This window comes from Serratia sp. JSRIV002, from assembly GCF_019968725.1.
Taxonomy (GTDB): Bacteria; Pseudomonadota; Gammaproteobacteria; order Enterobacterales; family Enterobacteriaceae; genus Chania; species Chania fonticola_B.
On record NZ_CP074143.1, the window covers coordinates 2,289,896 to 2,305,999 of the forward strand.

The 16,104-nt window shown below is 51.2% G+C and carries 21 protein-coding genes and 1 tRNA gene; 19 read left to right on the forward strand and 3 right to left on the reverse strand.

The window, feature by feature from the left end:
- Nucleotides 1-6 precede the first annotated feature (6 nt).
- Nucleotides 7-345 carry an Arc family DNA-binding protein gene (locus tag KGP26_RS10640; RefSeq protein ID WP_223665412.1) on the reverse strand — a complete coding sequence of 113 codons (339 nt, stop codon included), beginning with the start codon at nt 343-345 and terminating at the stop codon, nt 7-9.
- A gap of 104 nt (nt 346-449) precedes the next feature.
- Here KGP26_RS10640 and KGP26_RS10645 point away from each other — a divergent pair, with 104 nt between their 5' ends.
- The 12 genes from KGP26_RS10645 (at nt 450) to yccX (ending at nt 8,372) form a co-directional block, all read left to right on the forward strand.
- Nucleotides 450-611, forward strand: coding sequence for an Arc family DNA-binding protein (locus tag KGP26_RS10645; protein ID WP_223665413.1), 162 nt, complete (start codon nt 450-452; stop codon nt 609-611).
- Nucleotides 598-873: a hypothetical protein gene (locus tag KGP26_RS10650; RefSeq protein ID WP_223665414.1), complete on the forward strand. Its 276-nt coding sequence runs from the start codon at nt 598-600 to the stop codon at nt 871-873. The genes KGP26_RS10645 and KGP26_RS10650 overlap by 14 nt, the downstream gene beginning before the upstream one ends.
- A complete protein-coding gene (locus KGP26_RS10655; protein WP_223665415.1) occupies nt 866-1,618 on the forward strand; it encodes a phage antirepressor KilAC domain-containing protein in 753 nt (250 codons plus the stop codon). Before KGP26_RS10650 ends, KGP26_RS10655 begins: the two co-directional genes overlap by 8 nt.
- Before the next feature lie 60 nt (nt 1,619-1,678).
- On the forward strand, nt 1,679-2,020 hold the full coding sequence (locus tag KGP26_RS10660; RefSeq protein ID WP_223665416.1) for a hypothetical protein: 342 nt from the start codon (nt 1,679-1,681) through the stop codon (nt 2,018-2,020).
- Nucleotides 2,017-3,627 carry a phage terminase large subunit gene (terL, locus tag KGP26_RS10665; protein ID WP_223665417.1) on the forward strand — a complete coding sequence of 537 codons (1,611 nt, stop codon included), beginning with the start codon at nt 2,017-2,019 and terminating at the stop codon, nt 3,625-3,627. Before KGP26_RS10660 ends, terL begins: the two co-directional genes overlap by 4 nt.
- 12 nt (nt 3,628-3,639) lie before the next feature.
- A complete protein-coding gene (locus KGP26_RS10670) occupies nt 3,640-6,048 on the forward strand; it encodes a phage tail fiber protein (protein ID WP_223665418.1) in 2,409 nt (802 codons plus the stop codon).
- 4 nt (nt 6,049-6,052) lie between these two features.
- Nucleotides 6,053-6,361, forward strand: coding sequence for a hypothetical protein (locus tag KGP26_RS10675; RefSeq protein ID WP_223665419.1), 309 nt, complete (start codon nt 6,053-6,055; stop codon nt 6,359-6,361).
- 17 nt (nt 6,362-6,378) lie between these two features.
- Entirely contained in the window at nt 6,379-6,684 is a 306-nt protein-coding gene (locus KGP26_RS10680) for a hypothetical protein (RefSeq protein WP_223665420.1), read from the forward strand.
- Nucleotides 6,681-7,193 (forward strand): lysozyme, encoded by a 513-nt coding sequence (locus tag KGP26_RS10685; RefSeq protein ID WP_223665421.1) that lies wholly within the window; start codon nt 6,681-6,683, stop codon nt 7,191-7,193. The genes KGP26_RS10680 and KGP26_RS10685 overlap by 4 nt, the downstream gene beginning before the upstream one ends.
- A complete protein-coding gene (locus tag KGP26_RS10690; protein ID WP_223665422.1) occupies nt 7,178-7,570 on the forward strand; it encodes a hypothetical protein in 393 nt (130 codons plus the stop codon). The genes KGP26_RS10685 and KGP26_RS10690 overlap by 16 nt, the downstream gene beginning before the upstream one ends.
- Nucleotides 7,567-7,827, forward strand: a complete 261-nt coding sequence (locus KGP26_RS10695; protein ID WP_223665423.1) for a hypothetical protein — start codon at nt 7,567-7,569, stop codon at nt 7,825-7,827. Before KGP26_RS10690 ends, KGP26_RS10695 begins: the two co-directional genes overlap by 4 nt.
- 266 nt (nt 7,828-8,093) lie before the next feature.
- The gene (yccX, locus tag KGP26_RS10700; protein ID WP_021181988.1) at nt 8,094-8,372 is read left to right on the forward strand and encodes an acylphosphatase; all 279 of its coding nucleotides are present in this window, start codon (nt 8,094-8,096) and stop codon (nt 8,370-8,372) included.
- A 7-nt stretch (nt 8,373-8,379) separates the two neighbouring features.
- On the opposite strand, the gene tusE is transcribed toward yccX, so the two are convergent.
- Both tusE and yccA read right to left on the reverse strand, forming a co-directional pair.
- The gene (gene tusE / locus KGP26_RS10705) at nt 8,380-8,709 is read right to left on the reverse strand and encodes a sulfurtransferase TusE (protein ID WP_024485653.1); all 330 of its coding nucleotides are present in this window, start codon (nt 8,707-8,709) and stop codon (nt 8,380-8,382) included.
- A gap of 108 nt (nt 8,710-8,817) precedes the next feature.
- Nucleotides 8,818-9,477 (reverse strand): FtsH protease modulator YccA, encoded by a 660-nt coding sequence (gene yccA / locus KGP26_RS10710; protein ID WP_021181987.1) that lies wholly within the window; start codon nt 9,475-9,477, stop codon nt 8,818-8,820.
- A 228-nt stretch (nt 9,478-9,705) separates the two neighbouring features.
- On the opposite strand from yccA, the gene KGP26_RS10715 reads away from it, so the two are divergent.
- The 7 genes from KGP26_RS10715 (at nt 9,706) to KGP26_RS10745 (ending at nt 16,011) form a co-directional block, all read left to right on the forward strand.
- Nucleotides 9,706-9,793, forward strand: a tRNA-Ser gene (locus tag KGP26_RS10715).
- Nucleotides 9,794-10,168: 375 nt separating this feature from the next.
- Nucleotides 10,169-11,044, forward strand: coding sequence for a polyphosphate kinase 2 (gene ppk2 / locus KGP26_RS10720; RefSeq protein ID WP_081050702.1), 876 nt, complete (start codon nt 10,169-10,171; stop codon nt 11,042-11,044).
- A 549-nt stretch (nt 11,045-11,593) separates the two neighbouring features.
- Nucleotides 11,594-12,838 carry an amino acid permease gene (locus tag KGP26_RS10725; protein ID WP_223501265.1) on the forward strand — a complete coding sequence of 415 codons (1,245 nt, stop codon included), beginning with the start codon at nt 11,594-11,596 and terminating at the stop codon, nt 12,836-12,838.
- Entirely contained in the window at nt 12,835-13,134 is a 300-nt protein-coding gene (locus KGP26_RS10730; protein ID WP_223665424.1) for an ATP-dependent Clp protease proteolytic subunit, read from the forward strand. The genes KGP26_RS10725 and KGP26_RS10730 overlap by 4 nt, the downstream gene beginning before the upstream one ends.
- 140 nt (nt 13,135-13,274) lie before the next feature.
- On the forward strand, nt 13,275-14,237 hold the full coding sequence (locus tag KGP26_RS10735) for an ABC transporter substrate-binding protein (RefSeq protein ID WP_024485282.1): 963 nt from the start codon (nt 13,275-13,277) through the stop codon (nt 14,235-14,237).
- A gap of 80 nt (nt 14,238-14,317) precedes the next feature.
- Nucleotides 14,318-15,220, forward strand: a complete 903-nt coding sequence (locus KGP26_RS10740) for an ABC transporter permease (protein ID WP_021178435.1) — start codon at nt 14,318-14,320, stop codon at nt 15,218-15,220.
- A complete protein-coding gene (locus KGP26_RS10745) occupies nt 15,217-16,011 on the forward strand; it encodes an ABC transporter ATP-binding protein (RefSeq protein WP_021178434.1) in 795 nt (264 codons plus the stop codon). Before KGP26_RS10740 ends, KGP26_RS10745 begins: the two co-directional genes overlap by 4 nt.
- Nucleotides 16,012-16,104: the final 93 nt, after the last annotated feature.

The following is a 16,104-nucleotide window of genomic DNA, read 5'->3' on the forward strand; positions in this document are numbered from 1 at the left end:
GCCCGATCACTCGGGCTTCTTTTTGTTGTCAATCAGGTGCTCATGAAGCTTTTTTAATTCAGAGTATTTTTTAGCCAATTCAATTAGTGGCTCTACAATAGCGGCCAATTCCTCGCTTTCTTCCTTACCCAAGCGGATGCTTTCTTCTTCGTCAATTTCGTCCTCAGTTTGGAGAGGGATGACCAAAGGGTCATCTTCAGGCATGGGGAGGTGGCGAATCGCATACTTTAGATATGCGACGATCTCGGCGTTCATTGATCGACCGTTGCGCCTGGCCCGCTCGGCTATTTCGTCTTTCAGTTCCGCAGGCATGCGGACTCGCATTTGTGGATCTTCTCGGCTCATAAACGGTACCTCATAATTTTTTTTATTATGGCTCACGGTGTGACTTGACACAATGGGCCACGGTGAGCCATTATTTTGTCACACCGTGAGCCAATGAGGTTGTTATGAAAAATGCAAGACAAATGCCGCAACGAAAGTTCCGCTTTCCAGAGGAACTGATTGCCTTGATTGAGCAGGCTGCAGATGAAAACCATCGTTCAGCTAATGCAGAGGTAGTTTATCGACTTGAGCAATCGTTCAAAGGAGGGAGGAATGGACAGCAATGAAATCATCGCTATGTTCGATGAAACCACGTTACCCCTAAGCAAAGCCCGTGCATTACTTCGCCTTCTCGCCGTGGCCATCAGTTCGAAAGATCCAATCTGGAAAGAACACTTAATCAGTAGTATCGAAGTGATCGAAGATTTGATGGATGAGGGTTTGAAAGGGATGGATGTAGGGCTTCATCAGTGGAGCGATGCCTCGGCGGCGGCAACCGCCAAGGCATCTAAGACAAATTCCGAGACCAAGGAAATTGACCATGTATAGTGTAACAGAAAAATCGATGCCGATAATAGCAGGGGTGGAGATCACCACGGATGATGAGGGGCGTTTTAATCTGAACGCCCTTCATAGAGCGAGCGGGTTAGGGGATGATAAAAAACCAAGTCAGTGGTTGCGGCGATCAAGCACTAAAGCGCTGATTGAAGAGCTGGGTGCGAATTTACACCCTGGACATAATGCAATCAATTCGGTTAATGGTGGTGCTAATCCAGGCACTTTCGCTCATGAGCTTTTAGCTATCGAGTATGCAGGCTGGATCTCCCCGGCGTTCCGTCTCAAGGTTAACCAGACTTTCATTGATTACCGTACCGGAAAATTTTCAGCCACAAAGGCATTACCAAGCGCGAAACAGCTCGCAATGATGGTGATTCAGGCTGAGGAAGAAAAAGAGTTACTTTCTCTACAGGTTAACCAGCTTGAGCATCAGGTTTTCGAGGATGCGCCTAAGGTCGAGTTCCACGATAAGGTTGCCGTTGCACCAGGTGCGATGAGCGTTGCACAGGCTGCTAAAATCTTGGGGACAGGTCGCACCAGACTGTTTCAGTTCTTACGACAGATAGCATGGGTTACGCGTTATAACGAACCGTACCAAGAAAAAATCGAAGCTGGTTACCTGGATGTGAAACTTGGTAGCTGGGATCACCCTGATCATGGTGTGCAGCAATCTGTTACCGCTCTGATTACTGGTAAAGGGTTAACAAAACTGCAAAAGTTGTGGGCTGACAAATAGTCAGGAAACCGACCACATACCCGCAGCACCATAGCCTCATGTTAACCATGGGGCTTTTTTATGCACAACGATTACAGAACCCGCCTTACCGTACTGAGCGACAAGTTAACCGATGTTGTTCTTGATGAGGCCGATCCGGATAATTGGCCAGGCGCAGACAAGGAACCCACGAAGCATACCAAGCAGGAACGCGGCGATCGCTACTGGTGCAAGAAGAATGCGGCCGCATCGCTCACGCTGCTTGTGAAGGTGCATTCCCTTATTGGCATGCACACGCGCGGCGGGGTACCGAAAGACGGTGATGATCCGGACGATGAAGCGTTCAAGCTGGGCCAGCAGGTGGCAAGCGCTGAAAAAGCCGCAATGGCTGTATTGGAGCGCCTACAGAATAAGAAGAAATGATCTCGTTCGTTGCGTTCTTCATTATGTGGGCCGAGCGGATGAAGTGGGATGTGCCGGACTGCCACTATCGTGCCTGTCATTGGCTGGAGCATCGCGGGGATCTCGCGGTGCTTCGGTGTTTCCGTGGCTTTGGTAAATCCACCATTCTGGCCGTGTACAACGCATGGCGGTATTACCGGGATCGGCAGTACCGCATTCTGCACCAATCAGAGGCAGACGGTACCGCGTACAAGACCAGCCGCGACACACAGAACGTTCTCCGCAATCACCCATTAACGCGTGGCATGTTGCCTGATGGCCAGGGAACCGTAGAGCAATGGTGGGTAAACGGCGCACTCGATATGCGTAACGGCAGCATGTACGCCAAGGGTATTTTGTCTAACGTCACATCTGCTCGCGCCGACGAATGCCAGAACGACGACGTAGAAGTGCCGCGCAATATTCAAACCCCTGAGGCCCGCGAAAAACTCCGGTACCGGCTGGGGGAGCAAACTCACATCTTGGTACCTGGTGGCCGTAAACTCTACATCGGTACCCCGCACACGCACGACAGCCTATACGACGAGGTGGAAGCGATGGGCGCTGACTGTCTAACGATCAAGCTGTTCAATAAAGAACACCGCATCGAAGAAAAGGACGCCAACCAAACTCATTACGCGCTGCCGTTCGTACCTGAGTACATTTTCGTTGGCATCCATATCGGCGCACGCCTGCTGGTGGAGGGTGCCGATTACCGGCTAACGACTGATGGCATTGAGTTCGCCAGCCCTCCGGATGAAACGGTCGATTGTTACGCTGATTGCGAATGGCCAGAACGATTTACGCCAGAGGAAATGACCAAGCGCCGCAAGGAAACGCGCACCCTTAACGAATGGGATAGCCAGTACCAGCTTCACAGTAAGCCTGTAAGTGAGTCGCGTCTAAATCCAGAACGTATGCGCGAATACAATATGCAGCCAGAAATACGCTACGCAAACGGCGGCTGCTCCATGTGGCTAGGCAATATCCAGATCGTCGGTGCCGTGGCTTATTGGGACGTTGCACTGGGCAAGATAAAGTCAGATGCCAGCGCATTATCGATAGTGTTTACCGACTCGCGCGGGCATTTGTACTGGCATAAATGCGTGGGGTTAACGGGGGAGCTGGCCGACTTTGACGAGCGGGACAGAATTAACGGCGGCCAGGTGGTGCAGATCAGGGAGCTGGTAACCAAGTTCCAGATCCCGCGCGTCATTGTAGAGGTTAACGGCCCGGGTGGATTCGCCCCTAAACTTTTGCGCCAGGCGCTTAAAGGTACCGGCTGCGGCGTGACCGAAGAGTTTTCCGTCGTCAATAAACAGAAGCGCATTCTTGATGCCTTTGAAGCGCCGCTATCCTCGCGCTTCCTATGGGCGCACACAGAGGTTCTCGACGGACCAGCCTATGATCAGATGCAAGATTTTAACCCAATACTGACCGACCAGGACGACGACTATATCGACTCCGGGGCCGGGGCAATCAGTCAAACACCAGTACGAATCGGCAAATTGGTCGGGAAACCGACCGCGCAGGGGCGGGAAGATTGGCAACCATCAGACGGAGATCACGAGGTCACCGTGGATTATTGACCGAGGCCCGACATGGCGATCCCGAACCAGACCCCATATAACATTTTCACAGCGAACGGCATCAGCACCGTTTTCCCGTATGAGTTTTACTTGCTCAATGCGTTCGACCTCACTGTATCGATCAACGGCATGGAGCAGTCTTCCGGCTTCACCATTTCAGGTATCGGCAACGTTGACGGCGGGGAGGTGACATTCCTCACGCCACCGGCGAACGGCTCGGTGATTCTGCTTGAACGAGTGGTACCGACTTACCGCCTAACCGAATACCAGGACAACGGTGATCTACTGGCCGAAACGGTCAACAAGGATTTTGATCGGTTGTGGATGGCCATACAGCAAGCGTTTATCTATCTCGGCCTGGCGCTTACCCGCCCGCTGTTGGGCGGCCCGTTCAATGCTCATGGGTACCGCATTGAAAACTTGGGAAACCCGATAAGCCCTCAGGACGCGGCAACAAAAAACTACGTCGATAATACGAACCTTTCGTATTTTAACCGCACGCTAAGAGTCCCTGAGTCTTATGTAAGGCCCGTACCACCAGTGGCGGAACGCCGCAATAAACTACATGCTTATGATAGCAACGGGGAGCCAATAGTTGTCTTGCCCGAAAGTGGCTCTGCTGCTGATGTGATGATCATCCTTGCGGCTGATAATGGTATAACGCACGTCGGTGGCTCTGCGTATGTAGTTAATTTCTTTGCTGATGCGATTGCATCTAACCCAGGACAGGCTAGGGTAATAGCAACGCGCGGCCATTCTTCTGTTGGTGTTGGTAGTGCAACTTATGTGCGTGATGGTAGTAATGGTGTTCCATTAACAGGGAATGAAGCAAAATTCTTTGATGCTGATGGTACAGGTTGGAAGATCCTGCCGGACAAGGCCGGGATCACCGCGTCACAATTTGGCGTCAAGGCCGATGGGACTGATGAAACGGATAAGTTGCAGTTGCTGTTTGATACGGCAAAAGCGATAAAAGCAAAAGCCATCGTGGACGCTGCGGCCTCATGTCATGGTCTGGTTCTTGATTCGCGTCACAATGAAATTAAAATCGATTGTTATGAGTGGATTAAATTCCATGGTGACGGAAGCACTCAAAAGAACAAGCCTGAAAACCTACAAACTGGTGCAGATTATTGCATCTATTTGAACGGGATTAGTAATCCTGAGTTATCACTTAAAGTAGATGGAAACGCTGCATCGAAAATTGACAATGAACAAATACACTCCATCGGCTTGTTTGGTGGGAGTAATATAAACTTTAAAAAACTCAAGTTTAGAAATACTAGAGGTGATGGGCTTTATATCACACAAGGAAATGGCAATATTGAATCTGCAATTCCTGAAAACGTAAACATTGATTTTGTTGAATCAATTAATGAAGTATTTGACGGTAGGAATGCAGTTTCTGTTATATCCGTTAAGGGCTTAAATATAGCAACAATGGTTTCAACTCGTCACGGTGGAAAAGTTGGTGGTGTCTATCAACCCGGCGGCCTTGATATCGAACCAAACTATTTTTTCCAGAAGTGTTACAACATAGCAGTGAAATCTTACCGTGCGCTGTGTGCTGGCAGTCAAGGTCTTACGATTGCAGGCAAGCAAGAAACAGGAAACTTCGGGGAGTTCTGCGTTAAAAACGTGCATTTCGATAACGTTGATGTAGAGCTGACAGATATCGGAAGGAATCGCGCTGATGTGATTTTAATCAACGGTGCGAATGATGTATTCGTGAGAGGCTTCGCAAGAACCACAGGGTTATATACAGGGGATTATGTTGGGCTGCACGTCGTAGGTGCAACGGGGGTAGATGCAAACATAACCACGCGTCGTTGTAAACACGCTACTTGGCTCGGATACGTTCCTGTTCTTGGCTTGCGTAACATGTATTCGTCACGCTTTGTTATCAATGCAGACCGCTACCATGATGGGGTTAGTATCGGCTGGGCCGATGGGGTTACAGTAGACTTCACTGGCATAAACATCGTTCAGATGGGCAGCGGTGACATGGGACATTTGCAATATATTGCTAACCCTGGCGAGAGCACGCCTATCCGCAGAACAAGGGTATCAGTACGCGTAGCGGGTTATGATGGATTCATTTCTCGGTCTGACTACGGTATTCGCGTTAACCCAGTCCAGACGCCAGCAATCTACAAGGGGACCAACTGGATCACTGATAGTGATTTAACAAATATATTGCATGAACCTGAGAACGGAAAGAACAGACTTCTCGGGACTAAAGATATTGGGAAATCTAACATTGATGGTGTGACCCCATACCCAGGAACCCCAATTGAAGGGACAAATATTTGGGGTGAGTCTGAAATTGTGTATGACACTAATGCTGCTATAACTGGCAATATTGCACGCATTTACACGTCAACAGGTTTCAAAGTGTTTAGCAAAATTCCAGAGGTATAATTATATGGCGTTTAAAAAAACTAGTCAGGTTGGTACGATAGTTAAATCAAATGAATATAACCTTTCATTTGTTGGCGAGCCTATAGCGATAGAGTTGATATATGTACTCAGTGACATTGCTATTTCGTCTGATAATAAAGGTGTTGCCCGTTATTCATTGATAATTAACGGGGAGAAAACCGGAGATAAACGGTCGTTTAATTTTAATTACTCACCAGATGTTAAGGATATATTCTCATACGTTGAAGATGAAGTGATGAAGTTAGATGAATTCTCTGACGCTATAAAAATCATTGATGGTGTAAGTAAATAGTCCCTGTGGGGTGGGGTATGAAGATGAATGAGCAACCCAATAACGTTGTAACTCAGCTTTTCGCCTGGCTTGCGGCCATCGCCAGTGCGGCAGGAATTACAACACAAGACTTGATATTCATCGTGTTTGGCGCGGTAGGCGTAATTATCTCTGTTCTCTCTTTTGCTCTTGGCCGTATCGATGCACGCGCCAGGCGACTTAACGAGCAGCGTCGCACGGAGCTTTACGCTGCATATCTAAAACGACGTATCGATCGCCCTACTGTTACTGAGGACGATGCCGAAATCTATGTTTCATTACCAGGAGGGGAGCGCAAGGTATGAATTCGAAAAAGACGGGCTTAGCCGGGGTTGTCTGCTCCGTCATGGTCATCATTGGCCTGGTTGTGGCCAATGGTAATGTGCGCACCAGTCAGAAGGGGCTGGAGATTATCGGCAATGCGGAGGCTTGCCGCCTTGAGCCGTATCTCTGCCCGGCTAAGGTATGGACTGACGGGATCGGCAATACGCACGGGGTTAACCCTGGAGTACGAAAGACCGTCGACCAGGTGGCCGCTGACTGGGAGCGCAATATTCTGGATGCAGAGAAGTGCGTGATCCGTTATGCCAACGGCGACAAGTTGCCGATCGGCGCGTTCGATGCGGCGGTGAGCATTACGTTTAACGCTGGCTGTCCGGCGATGCAGAAATCAACCATGTTCATGCGCTTCCGAGAGGGGCGTATAGCTGACGCCTGCAACCAGTTCCCGCGCTGGGTGTATGCCAATGGCAAGATCCTACGGGGCCTGGAAATCCGTAGGGAAAAGGAGCGTGAACTATGCCTGTCAAACTGACACCGGCGGCTATGGTTTCCGCTGCCGTGGTGATCCTGCTGGCGCTGGCGTCCATTGTTGGCGCTGGCGTATGGCTGGCAAGTCGTCACTATCAGCCCACGATCGATAACCTTAATGGCTTGCTGGCGACGTGCCAGAGCAACAACCGGCAGCAGGCGGCTGCGATTAACAGCCAGAACGCCGGGATCGATGCACTGCAAATGTTGGAGGCACTACGCCAAGCAGCGGCAGCAGAAGCTCAGCGCAAAGCACGGGCTGCTGCACAGGACGATTACGGAAAGGCTAATCAGGTGCTGACCGAACGCAGTGAAGGCGACGTGTGCGCTGCTGCTTCTGCGGCCTTTAATGCCGAGCTGAGAAAGGAGAGGGGCCAATGAAGAAGATGCTTATATTGTCCACCCTGGTGCTTGCTAGTTGCACCAATAAACAGGTAACAGCACCCGCGTATGTTGAAGTTAAAGTGCCGGTGCCAGTACCGTGCCAAACGTCCCCGGTTTCTGTTCCTGCGTTTGCTGTTGACCAGTTGAAGATCGGTGCGTCTATCGATGTTCAAATGCGTGCTTTACGCGCGGAACGTCACCAGCGGATCGGGTATGAACGGGAACTGTTAGCGGCTAATGAGGCGTGCAGGTAAGTTAAAATGCAGGTCACTATCTAACGTAATACATTGATTTATATGTTGTGGAAAGTTGTGTTTTGTTGCCTGACATAGTGTGTTTATTGAGCTGAAAGTTTCATATTTCATTGATTTGTATTGAAATTTAATCTTTAATTGCTTCATCTGGCAAGGATCAAGCGTGCGGTCATAATTAAGTATGCTGCCAGATAGAGAAAAAAGAGTGACACACTCTGGGCATCAGCGCAGAGAATGCCTGTAATGAAATCGATCAGGAGCCGATTATGACACAAGTTTGTATTGCCGCGTATGTCTATGGTGTGGTGCAGGGGGTAGGATTTCGCTATAACACTCAACACCAGGCTACGGCTTTGGGGTTAACTGGCTATGCGCGTAATCTGGATGATGGTAGCGTGGAAGTGCTGGCCTGTGGCGAACAACAGGCCGTTGACCAACTGATGGCGTGGCTGAAAAGCGGCGGCCCACGTAGCGCCCGCGTTGACCGAGTGCTGGTGGAACCGCGTGGGGTTGCCGAATATAAGGGCTTCAGTATTCGCTATTAACCCGTAGCTAGATACACTTCACCGGTTTTGGCAACCCGGCGATCTTGGTCGCCTGTTTGGCCGGGCCTTTCGGGAACAGGCGATACAGGTAGCGGCTGCTGCCTTTCTCTTCGCCGTATTTTTGCGCCATCGCCTTGACCAGCATGCGAATGGCCGGAGAGGTATTAAATTCCTGATAGAAGCTACGCACAAAGCGTACGACCTCCCAATGTGCTTCGCTCAGTTCAATCTCTTCCTGTGCCGCTAACAGTGGGGCCAGCCCTTCGTGCCAGTCAGCACTATTCTTCAGGTAGCCCTGGGCGTCAGTTTCAATCGTCTGACCTTCAAACTCCAACATACAGCCTCGGTGATCGGTAATTCATTGCGGGCCACAGTCTAGCAAACTTTTGCTCCGGCAAAAATAAAGCCCCGCATTGCGGGGCTCAGGTCAAAACAAAGTGCTGTATCAGTTGCTGCGGGCGAAGCCCAGAATGCTCAGCAGGCTGATAAACATGTTGTACAGCGAAACATACAGGCTGACGGTGGCACGGATATAGTTGGTTTCACCGCCATGAATGATGTTGCTGGTTTCCCACAACATGGCACCGGCAGAGAACAGAATAAACAGTGCGCTAATGGCCAGGTGCAGGGCAGGGATCTGCAAGAACAGGTTGGCGATAACCGCCACCAGCAGCACTACGAAGCCCGCCATCATCATGCCAGACAGGAACGACATGTCTTTACGGGTGGTCAGCACATAGGCCGAGCAGCAGAAGAACACCACTGCGGTACCGCCCAGCGCCAACATGATCAGGTCACCCGCGCCAGCGTTCAGGAACGAGCTCAGGATCGGGCCAAGGGCGTAGCCCATAAAGCCAGTGAAGGCGAAGGCTGCCAGAATACCGGCAGGGCTATTGGCCAGCTTATGGGTCAGGAACATCAAACCATAAAAGCCGACCAGCATTAACAGCAGCCCAGGAGCCGGTAAGCCCAGCATGGTGCTGGCGGTTGCGGTCAGTGCGGAAAAGGCCAGCGTTAACGACAGCAGAAAATAGGTGTTACGCAGGACTTTATGCGTGCTTAGCAAAGAGTCGCGCGAGGAGGATGAGACGACAATGCGGTCCATATGATCTCTCTTATCAGGTCATCACAAAATTGATCATGATGATAGTGCAGTGCAAGCCATTGATTAAAGTTTGTTTACCATTCTTTACCCTACGTGACTACTAGGGTATTGCTGCCCCCAGATTGTTGATTTCTTCATCGGTCAGCTTGCAGATGCCGTTTTTTCGTTCGGTTGAACGGTTTCAGGCTTTACAACGGGATCGGCTGTGTTTATAGTTCGCTGCATTACGGAGGGGTGGCCGAGTGGCTGAAGGCAACGGTCTTGAAAACCGTCGACGGGAAACCGTTCCAGAGTTCGAATCTCTGCTCCTCCGCCATATTATGAATGACCCCAAGCTCAAAAGGCTTGGGGTTTTTCGTTTTATGCTATCCAGTAAATATACCATCCGCTCCAGATCGCCCAAAGGTAGGGATAGGACGGTATGCAATTTATTTAGCTATTTGTTCCTCCATCAACAGCTTGTTTCTCTCCGTGACCAATGCAACTTTTCCAACAACAGTAGACATAATGAAGCGGCCTTCCGTTCGCAGCATGAAGAAATAACAACTACGATATGGTATGAGATGAGACCACGTGGTTGCTCATCGGCTCCTGACTCCTTATCCGTCCTGCATACGCAGCCCTCCAAGCGCTGTGAGGGGACGTTCAACGTCTGGCTAGCGTCATATTGATGATATTGTGGGGTAACTTCATGACTAACGGAAAGAAAAACAAAATCGTACCCGATGCCAGTCTTGCAAAAGAAAAGAACCCCAAGCGCATATCAGGCAAACGTGTGCCACAAGGAAAAGGAACGGTAAAAATCCCGGAAAAAAAATATCAGCAAGAGCTCAGGTTGTTACACGAAGAACTTGTCCATTTACAAAGCTGGGTGATTGCCAAGGGGCTGAAAGTTTGCATCGTGTTTGAGGGACGCGATGGGGCTGGCAAGGGCGGTACGATAAAAGCACTGACCGAAAGAGTCAGTCCACGAGTGTTCCGTGTTGTTGCCCTTCCTGCCCCAACCGAACGTGAAAAAACCCAAATGTACCTGCAACGCTACATGCCTTACATGCCAGCAGCAGGAGAGGTCGTTATCTTCGATCGTAGTTGGTATAACCGAGCTGGCGTCGAGCGAGTTATGGGTTTTTGTACGCCAGAGCAGACGCATCAATTTTTGGAGACGGTTCCGATGGTGGAACGATTAATGGTGGAGTCTGGCATAATTCTCATCAAATACTGGCTGGATGTAAGCCCAAAGGAACAAGAGCGTCGACTGCGTGCACGTATTGATGATGGCCGCAAGACATGGAAGCTTTCAGAGATAGATATCCGTTCTTTCGAACTCTGGGACGACTATTCCCGAGCCAGGGACGACATGTTTGCTGCCACAGACAGCCTTTGGGCTCCCTGGTTTGTTGCTAATTCAGAAGACAAAAAACGGGTTCGACTAAATGTTATCCACCATTTTTTGCAGCATATTCCCTACAAGCGGTTGCCAAAAATGAAGATTAAACTGCCTAAACGCAAAATCGGAAAATATCAGTCACCAGACTATCCTTTGAAACATATTCCTGAGATTTATTGAACAAAGAAGCCATGCTAATTCATGGCGATTTGCTGTTAAAAAACTCATGGCGTTTTTATCCATTGAGCACAAAAGCTGACGGCAAAAACGATGAGCCTGTAAAATCAGAGGGCTGACGGGTAGTGACGGAATAGGGCTGATATAATGGGATTGTTATGAAATGATGTTGGTTATCCTAACCTCAGCAGGCGAACCATTTGACGACTTTCCCACACTTTTTTATGCCCTCTGATCACGTCCTGCAAAAATCCTCGTACACACCAGCCAGACAATAATCGCCCGAAGCACAAAGATCGCTGGTGCGGCTCGCGTCATAAAGTCGCGATGCCGCTTGCCATCAGGCTGTTCGCTGAATCGCTGCAATAATAATTCCCCCTTAAAGAACACAATTGGATCCCTCAAGTAATCGTGATTGGCACTCGTTTATAGGGCCGTACACTGTATAACCAAGTGAGGTTGTTTCATTTTTGTGAATGAAAAGTAACGGCCAACCCTCTAGACGCTAACTTTTCCTGGTCATTAACGCTACCGGGTATCAAAGGATGATATATGTCTTGCGAAAACATCGGCATTTCCCCGGCATTAGCCGCAGGGGAACGGACTCTTGCACCCGTCAAATCACTGACTTTTCTTGAAGGGGTCGCAATGATCGTCGGCACTAATATCGGTGCAGGCGTGCTTTCTATCGCGTACGCTTCCAGTAAAGCAGGTTATTTACCTTTGCTATTCTGGTTGGTACTGGTTGGCTGTGTAACCACCATCTCTATGCTGTATGTCGCTGAATCCACCCTTCGTACCCGAGAACATCTGCAGCTAAGCGGCTTGGCCCAGCGCTATGTCGGCGGTTTTGCTTCATGGGTCATGTTCGCTTCAGTATGTGTCAATAGTATCGGCGCGCTTACCGCTTACATGTCTGGTAGCGGCAAATTATTGCAATCCCTGCTCGGCATTTCGCCTGCGCTCGGCAGCCTGCTGTTTTTTATCCCAGCGGCGTTGGTTCTGTATCTCGGCTTGAAGGCCATTGGTCGTGGCGAAAAGTTTATCAGTATCGGCATGGTTGTCATGTTGAGCGCTCTGGTTATCGCGACGCTATTGAAAGAGACCACCCAGATGCGCAACCTGCTTGACGGTGATTGGCTCTTTATGGTGCCCGTGTTCAGTGTGGTGGTGTTCTGTTTTTCTGCCCAATATATTGTGCCTGAGATGGCGCGTGGTTTTGCGAATAAGCCAGAACAACTTCCCAAGGCCATTATTGTCGGGATGGTAACGACTTTTGTGCTGTTGGCAGTGGTGCCGATGTCGGTGATCGCGCTCAGTGGGTTGGGTAATATTTCTGACGTGGCGACGATCTCGTGGGGGCAGGCGCTCGGCCAATGGGCTTTCTTCTCTGCCAATATCTTTGCGCTATGTGCCATGCTGACATCCTACTGGGGGTTGGGCGGCAGCTTCGTGAGTAATATTTTCGATAAGTTCAGGTTGGGGGACGACGAACGGCCGTTGCGCCGCTTCGGCGTGTTGATGGTAGTCGTTTTGCCACCGTTCGCGCTGGCTTACAGTGGTCTGGTTTCTTTCGTCAATGCGTTGTATTTCGCCGGTGTCTTCAGTGGCGTGATCTTGTCGATCATGCCGATACTGATTTTGCGGGGCGCCCGCAAAAATGGCGACCAGATACCGCTCTGGCAATGTAACTGGATCACGCATCCGCTGTTGCAGGTGAGTATTGTTCTGCTGTATCTGGGAAGTGCGGTCTATGCAATTGCGTCACTGTTTGGTTATTTGCCGGCTGGCTGGTGATTGTTGCAAGGCTGCTGGAGTTGTCTGACGAGTCCTCCGCGCCGATTAATTTCCTGATTTGTTCACCTGGTGGCCATGTAGAATCGGGTGATGTGATCCACGATGTCATCCGATTTATTAGCGCTCCGGTGAATATGATCGGCAGCGGTTGGGTAGGGAGCGCCGCGGTTAATGTGTTCTTATCGGTGCCCATTACCCGCTCGCTACGCGGGGTGTGGGCGCTGTTTAATGGCCTACGCATCGAACACGAGAGGCCAACAGTGGCGGATTGTGACCCGAATCACTGCCCCATGTAACCGGCCCGAGTGTTTTCTTCTCATTCTGTATGTTAACCACATGATAACAAAACGTTATCCGATAGATGGCGATAAAACACTGTGCTAGGATGATTAATCACCCCCTCTGGCACCCACGCCAACTTGAAAAGGATATGACCATGCCTTTGAATAATAAAAATATTTTTGTAGCTCTCGCCGCCGCTTTATTTGCTGTCAGCAGTTACGCGGCTGCGCCGAAATCCGTGGCGATCCTCTCTATCGTTGACCATCCGGCATTGGATGCCACCCGTGATGGGGTGATTGATGAGCTAAAGGCTGCGGGGTATGACAAGGATAAGGTCAAGGTCCAGTTCCAAAGCGCGCAGGGAAATACGGCCACCGCCGGGCAGATTGCGCGTAAATTTATCGGTGACAAGCCCGATGCGATAGTGGCGATTTCAACGCCTGCGGCGCAGTCCGTAGTGGCGGCTACCAAGACCATACCGGTGGTGTTTACCACGGTAACCGACCCGGTGGCGGCCAAGCTGGTCAGTAGCTGGCAGCCGAGTGGCACCAACGTTACCGGCGTTTCAGACAGCGTCGCCATTGGCCCACAGGTCGATCTGATCTTGCAGGTTAAACCCGATGCCAAGCGGGTCGGTATGGTCTACAGCCCAGGGGAAGTCAACTCGACGGTGGTGGTCAAAGAGCTGAAAGATGAATTAACCAAACGCGGGATGACGCTGGTTGAGGTCCCTGCCGCACGTACCATCGACGTAGCCCCAGCGGCCAAAAGCCTGGTAGGCAAAGTCGACGTGATCTACACCAATACCGATAACAACGTTATCTCCACCTACGAGTCGCTGGTCGGCATTGCCAATCAGGCTAAAATCCCGTTGATCGCCGGTGACAATAGCGTTGCCAAACGTGGTGCAGCTGCGGCGTTGGGGATGAGCTATTACGATCTGGGCCGTCAGACCGGTAAAATTGTCGTCCGTCTGTTAGAGGGCGAGAAGCCAGGTGCCATAGCTCCTGAGGTAGGTAACAAGCTCAGCCTGAGCGTGAACCCTGCCGCCGCCCAGAAGCAGGGGGTCACTCTGCCAGCGGAACTGGTGCAATCAGCACAAGAAGTCATCAAATAACGATCTGCGTTGAATGATGGTTTACATCGGGTGTAAATGGCCTGCCGCAGGTGGCGGGCCAAGCTGTTTATGAGGTACGCATGTCGTTAATTTCCCTGATGGGCGCTTTGGAGATCGGCCTGATCTTTGCGCTGGTCGCGTTGGGCGTATTGATCTCCTTTCGCTTGCTCAATTTTCCCGATCTGACGGCCGATGGCAGCTTCCCTTTAGGGGGCGCGGTTGCCGCGGTGATGATTGTCAGCGGTTATAACCCTTGGCTGGCATGTTTGCTGGCGGCTATCGCGGGTGCCGGTGCTGGCTGTTTGACGGCCTGGCTGCACGTGCGGCTCGGTATTTTGCAACTGCTAGCCAGTATTTTGGTGATGATCGCCCTGTATTCCATCAACCTGCGCATTATGGGCGCGCCAAACCTGGCCCTGATCGGCTTACCCAGCGTTTTCACTCCTTTCATCAGCCAGGTTGAGGACAACGCCTGGCTGATCCAGCCGTTATTGCTGTTGGTGGTGGTCGTCGTCGTCAAACTGGCGCTCGACGCGTTCCTGACCTCAGAAGTCGGCCTTGCGCTGCGGGCTACCGGAGCGAATCCGCGCATGGCGCGCGCTCAGGGGATTGCGACCAGTCGGCTGACGGTGATCGGCATGGCGGTGTCCAATGCGCTGATAGCGCTGGCGGGGGCACTGTACGTACAGACTCAGGGGGGCGCGGATATCTCCATGGGGATCGGCACCATCGTCGTCGGGCTGGCGGCGGTGATCATTGGTGAGACGCTGTTGCCTGCCCGTAGCCTGTTCCTGATCACTATGGCAACCCTGTTAGGGGCATTGCTGTACCGCCTGATGATCGCTCTGGCCCTGAATGCAGACTTTATCGGCTTGCAGGCGCAGGATCTGAATCTGATCACCGCGCTCCTGGTTACGTTGGCGCTGGTCCTGCCGAAGTTAAAACAAAAACTGAAAAGCAAGCGGGGGAGGCAGCCATCATGATGCGTGCCGAGCAGTTGTTTAAAACCTTTAACCCTGGAACCCCGCTGGAGAACCCGGTATTACGTGGCCTGTCTTTGAACATTGAGGCAGGGCAGTTTGTGACGGTCATTGGCAGTAACGGGGCAGGGAAGTCTACGCTGCTCAATGCGGTCAGCGGTGATATTACCCCCGATCGCGGCCAAGTGTTTATTGATGAACAGGACGTTACCCTGATGCCCGCCTGGCGTCGTGCCGGTATGGTTGCCCGTGTATTCCAGGATCCACTGGCGGGAACCTGTGAGGGGCTGAGCATTGAGGAGAATCTGGCACTGGCTCTGCAGCGGGGTCAAACGCGAGGATTTCAGCGGGCGGTCAAGAGCAAACAGCGGCAGCTGTTCCGTGACAAGTTGGCCACGTTGGAACTGGGGCTGGAGAATCGTTTAGGGGATCACATGGGCCTGCTGTCTGGCGGGCAGCGTCAGGCGGTCAGTCTGTTGATGGCGTCGCTACAGCCTTCTCGTTTGCTCTTGCTGGATGAGCATACCGCCGCGCTCGATCCTAAAACGGCGGCTTTTGTGCTGGCGCTGACCGACCGTATTGTCGCCGAGCAGCAATTGACGGTACTGATGGTGACACACTCCATGCGGCAGGCTTTGGATCATGGCCATCGAACCGTGATGTTGCACCAGGGGCGGGTGGTGCTGGATGTTGTCGGTGAGCAACGGGCGAACATGCAGGTTACCGATCTGTTGGCGATGTTTGAGAAAACCCGTGGCGAAAAGCTGGATGATGATGGGCTGCTGCTGAGCTGAGGGTGTTCACTTTGTTGGGGCGTGGCATTGCTGCGCCCGCTTAGCTGAATAAAACAGCAAAAACAACGGTTTTGGCATAACCTGAGAGCAATT

Excerpts from the sequence above, each read along its gene's own strand:
- KGP26_RS10740 (WP_021178435.1), top strand. The coding sequence starts at position 14,318 with ATGTCGTTAATTTCCCTGATGGGCGCTTTGGAGATCGGCCTGATCTTT.
- yccA (WP_021181987.1), bottom strand. The coding sequence starts at position 9,477 with ATGGACCGCATTGTCGTCTCATCCTCCTCGCGCGACTCTTTGCTAAGC.
- KGP26_RS10640 (WP_223665412.1), bottom strand. The coding sequence starts at position 345 with ATGAGCCGAGAAGATCCACAAATGCGAGTCCGCATGCCTGCGGAACTG.
- KGP26_RS10725 (WP_223501265.1), top strand. The coding sequence starts at position 11,594 with ATGTCTTGCGAAAACATCGGCATTTCCCCGGCATTAGCCGCAGGGGAA.
- KGP26_RS10670 (WP_223665418.1), top strand. The coding sequence starts at position 3,640 with ATGGCGATCCCGAACCAGACCCCATATAACATTTTCACAGCGAACGGC.
- KGP26_RS10680 (WP_223665420.1), top strand. The coding sequence starts at position 6,379 with ATGAAGATGAATGAGCAACCCAATAACGTTGTAACTCAGCTTTTCGCC.
- KGP26_RS10685 (WP_223665421.1), top strand. The coding sequence starts at position 6,681 with ATGAATTCGAAAAAGACGGGCTTAGCCGGGGTTGTCTGCTCCGTCATG.
- KGP26_RS10690 (WP_223665422.1), top strand. The coding sequence starts at position 7,178 with ATGCCTGTCAAACTGACACCGGCGGCTATGGTTTCCGCTGCCGTGGTG.
- KGP26_RS10695 (WP_223665423.1), top strand. The coding sequence starts at position 7,567 with ATGAAGAAGATGCTTATATTGTCCACCCTGGTGCTTGCTAGTTGCACC.
- terL (WP_223665417.1), top strand. The coding sequence starts at position 2,017 with ATGATCTCGTTCGTTGCGTTCTTCATTATGTGGGCCGAGCGGATGAAG.
- ppk2 (WP_081050702.1), top strand. The coding sequence starts at position 10,169 with ATGACTAACGGAAAGAAAAACAAAATCGTACCCGATGCCAGTCTTGCA.
- yccX (WP_021181988.1), top strand. The coding sequence starts at position 8,094 with ATGACACAAGTTTGTATTGCCGCGTATGTCTATGGTGTGGTGCAGGGG.
- KGP26_RS10655 (WP_223665415.1), top strand. The coding sequence starts at position 866 with ATGTATAGTGTAACAGAAAAATCGATGCCGATAATAGCAGGGGTGGAG.
- KGP26_RS10650 (WP_223665414.1), top strand. The coding sequence starts at position 598 with ATGGACAGCAATGAAATCATCGCTATGTTCGATGAAACCACGTTACCC.
- KGP26_RS10645 (WP_223665413.1), top strand. The coding sequence starts at position 450 with ATGAAAAATGCAAGACAAATGCCGCAACGAAAGTTCCGCTTTCCAGAG.
- KGP26_RS10745 (WP_021178434.1), top strand. The coding sequence starts at position 15,217 with ATGATGCGTGCCGAGCAGTTGTTTAAAACCTTTAACCCTGGAACCCCG.
- tusE (WP_024485653.1), bottom strand. The coding sequence starts at position 8,709 with ATGTTGGAGTTTGAAGGTCAGACGATTGAAACTGACGCCCAGGGCTAC.
- KGP26_RS10660 (WP_223665416.1), top strand. The coding sequence starts at position 1,679 with ATGCACAACGATTACAGAACCCGCCTTACCGTACTGAGCGACAAGTTA.
- KGP26_RS10735 (WP_024485282.1), top strand. The coding sequence starts at position 13,275 with ATGCCTTTGAATAATAAAAATATTTTTGTAGCTCTCGCCGCCGCTTTA.
- KGP26_RS10675 (WP_223665419.1), top strand. The coding sequence starts at position 6,053 with ATGGCGTTTAAAAAAACTAGTCAGGTTGGTACGATAGTTAAATCAAAT.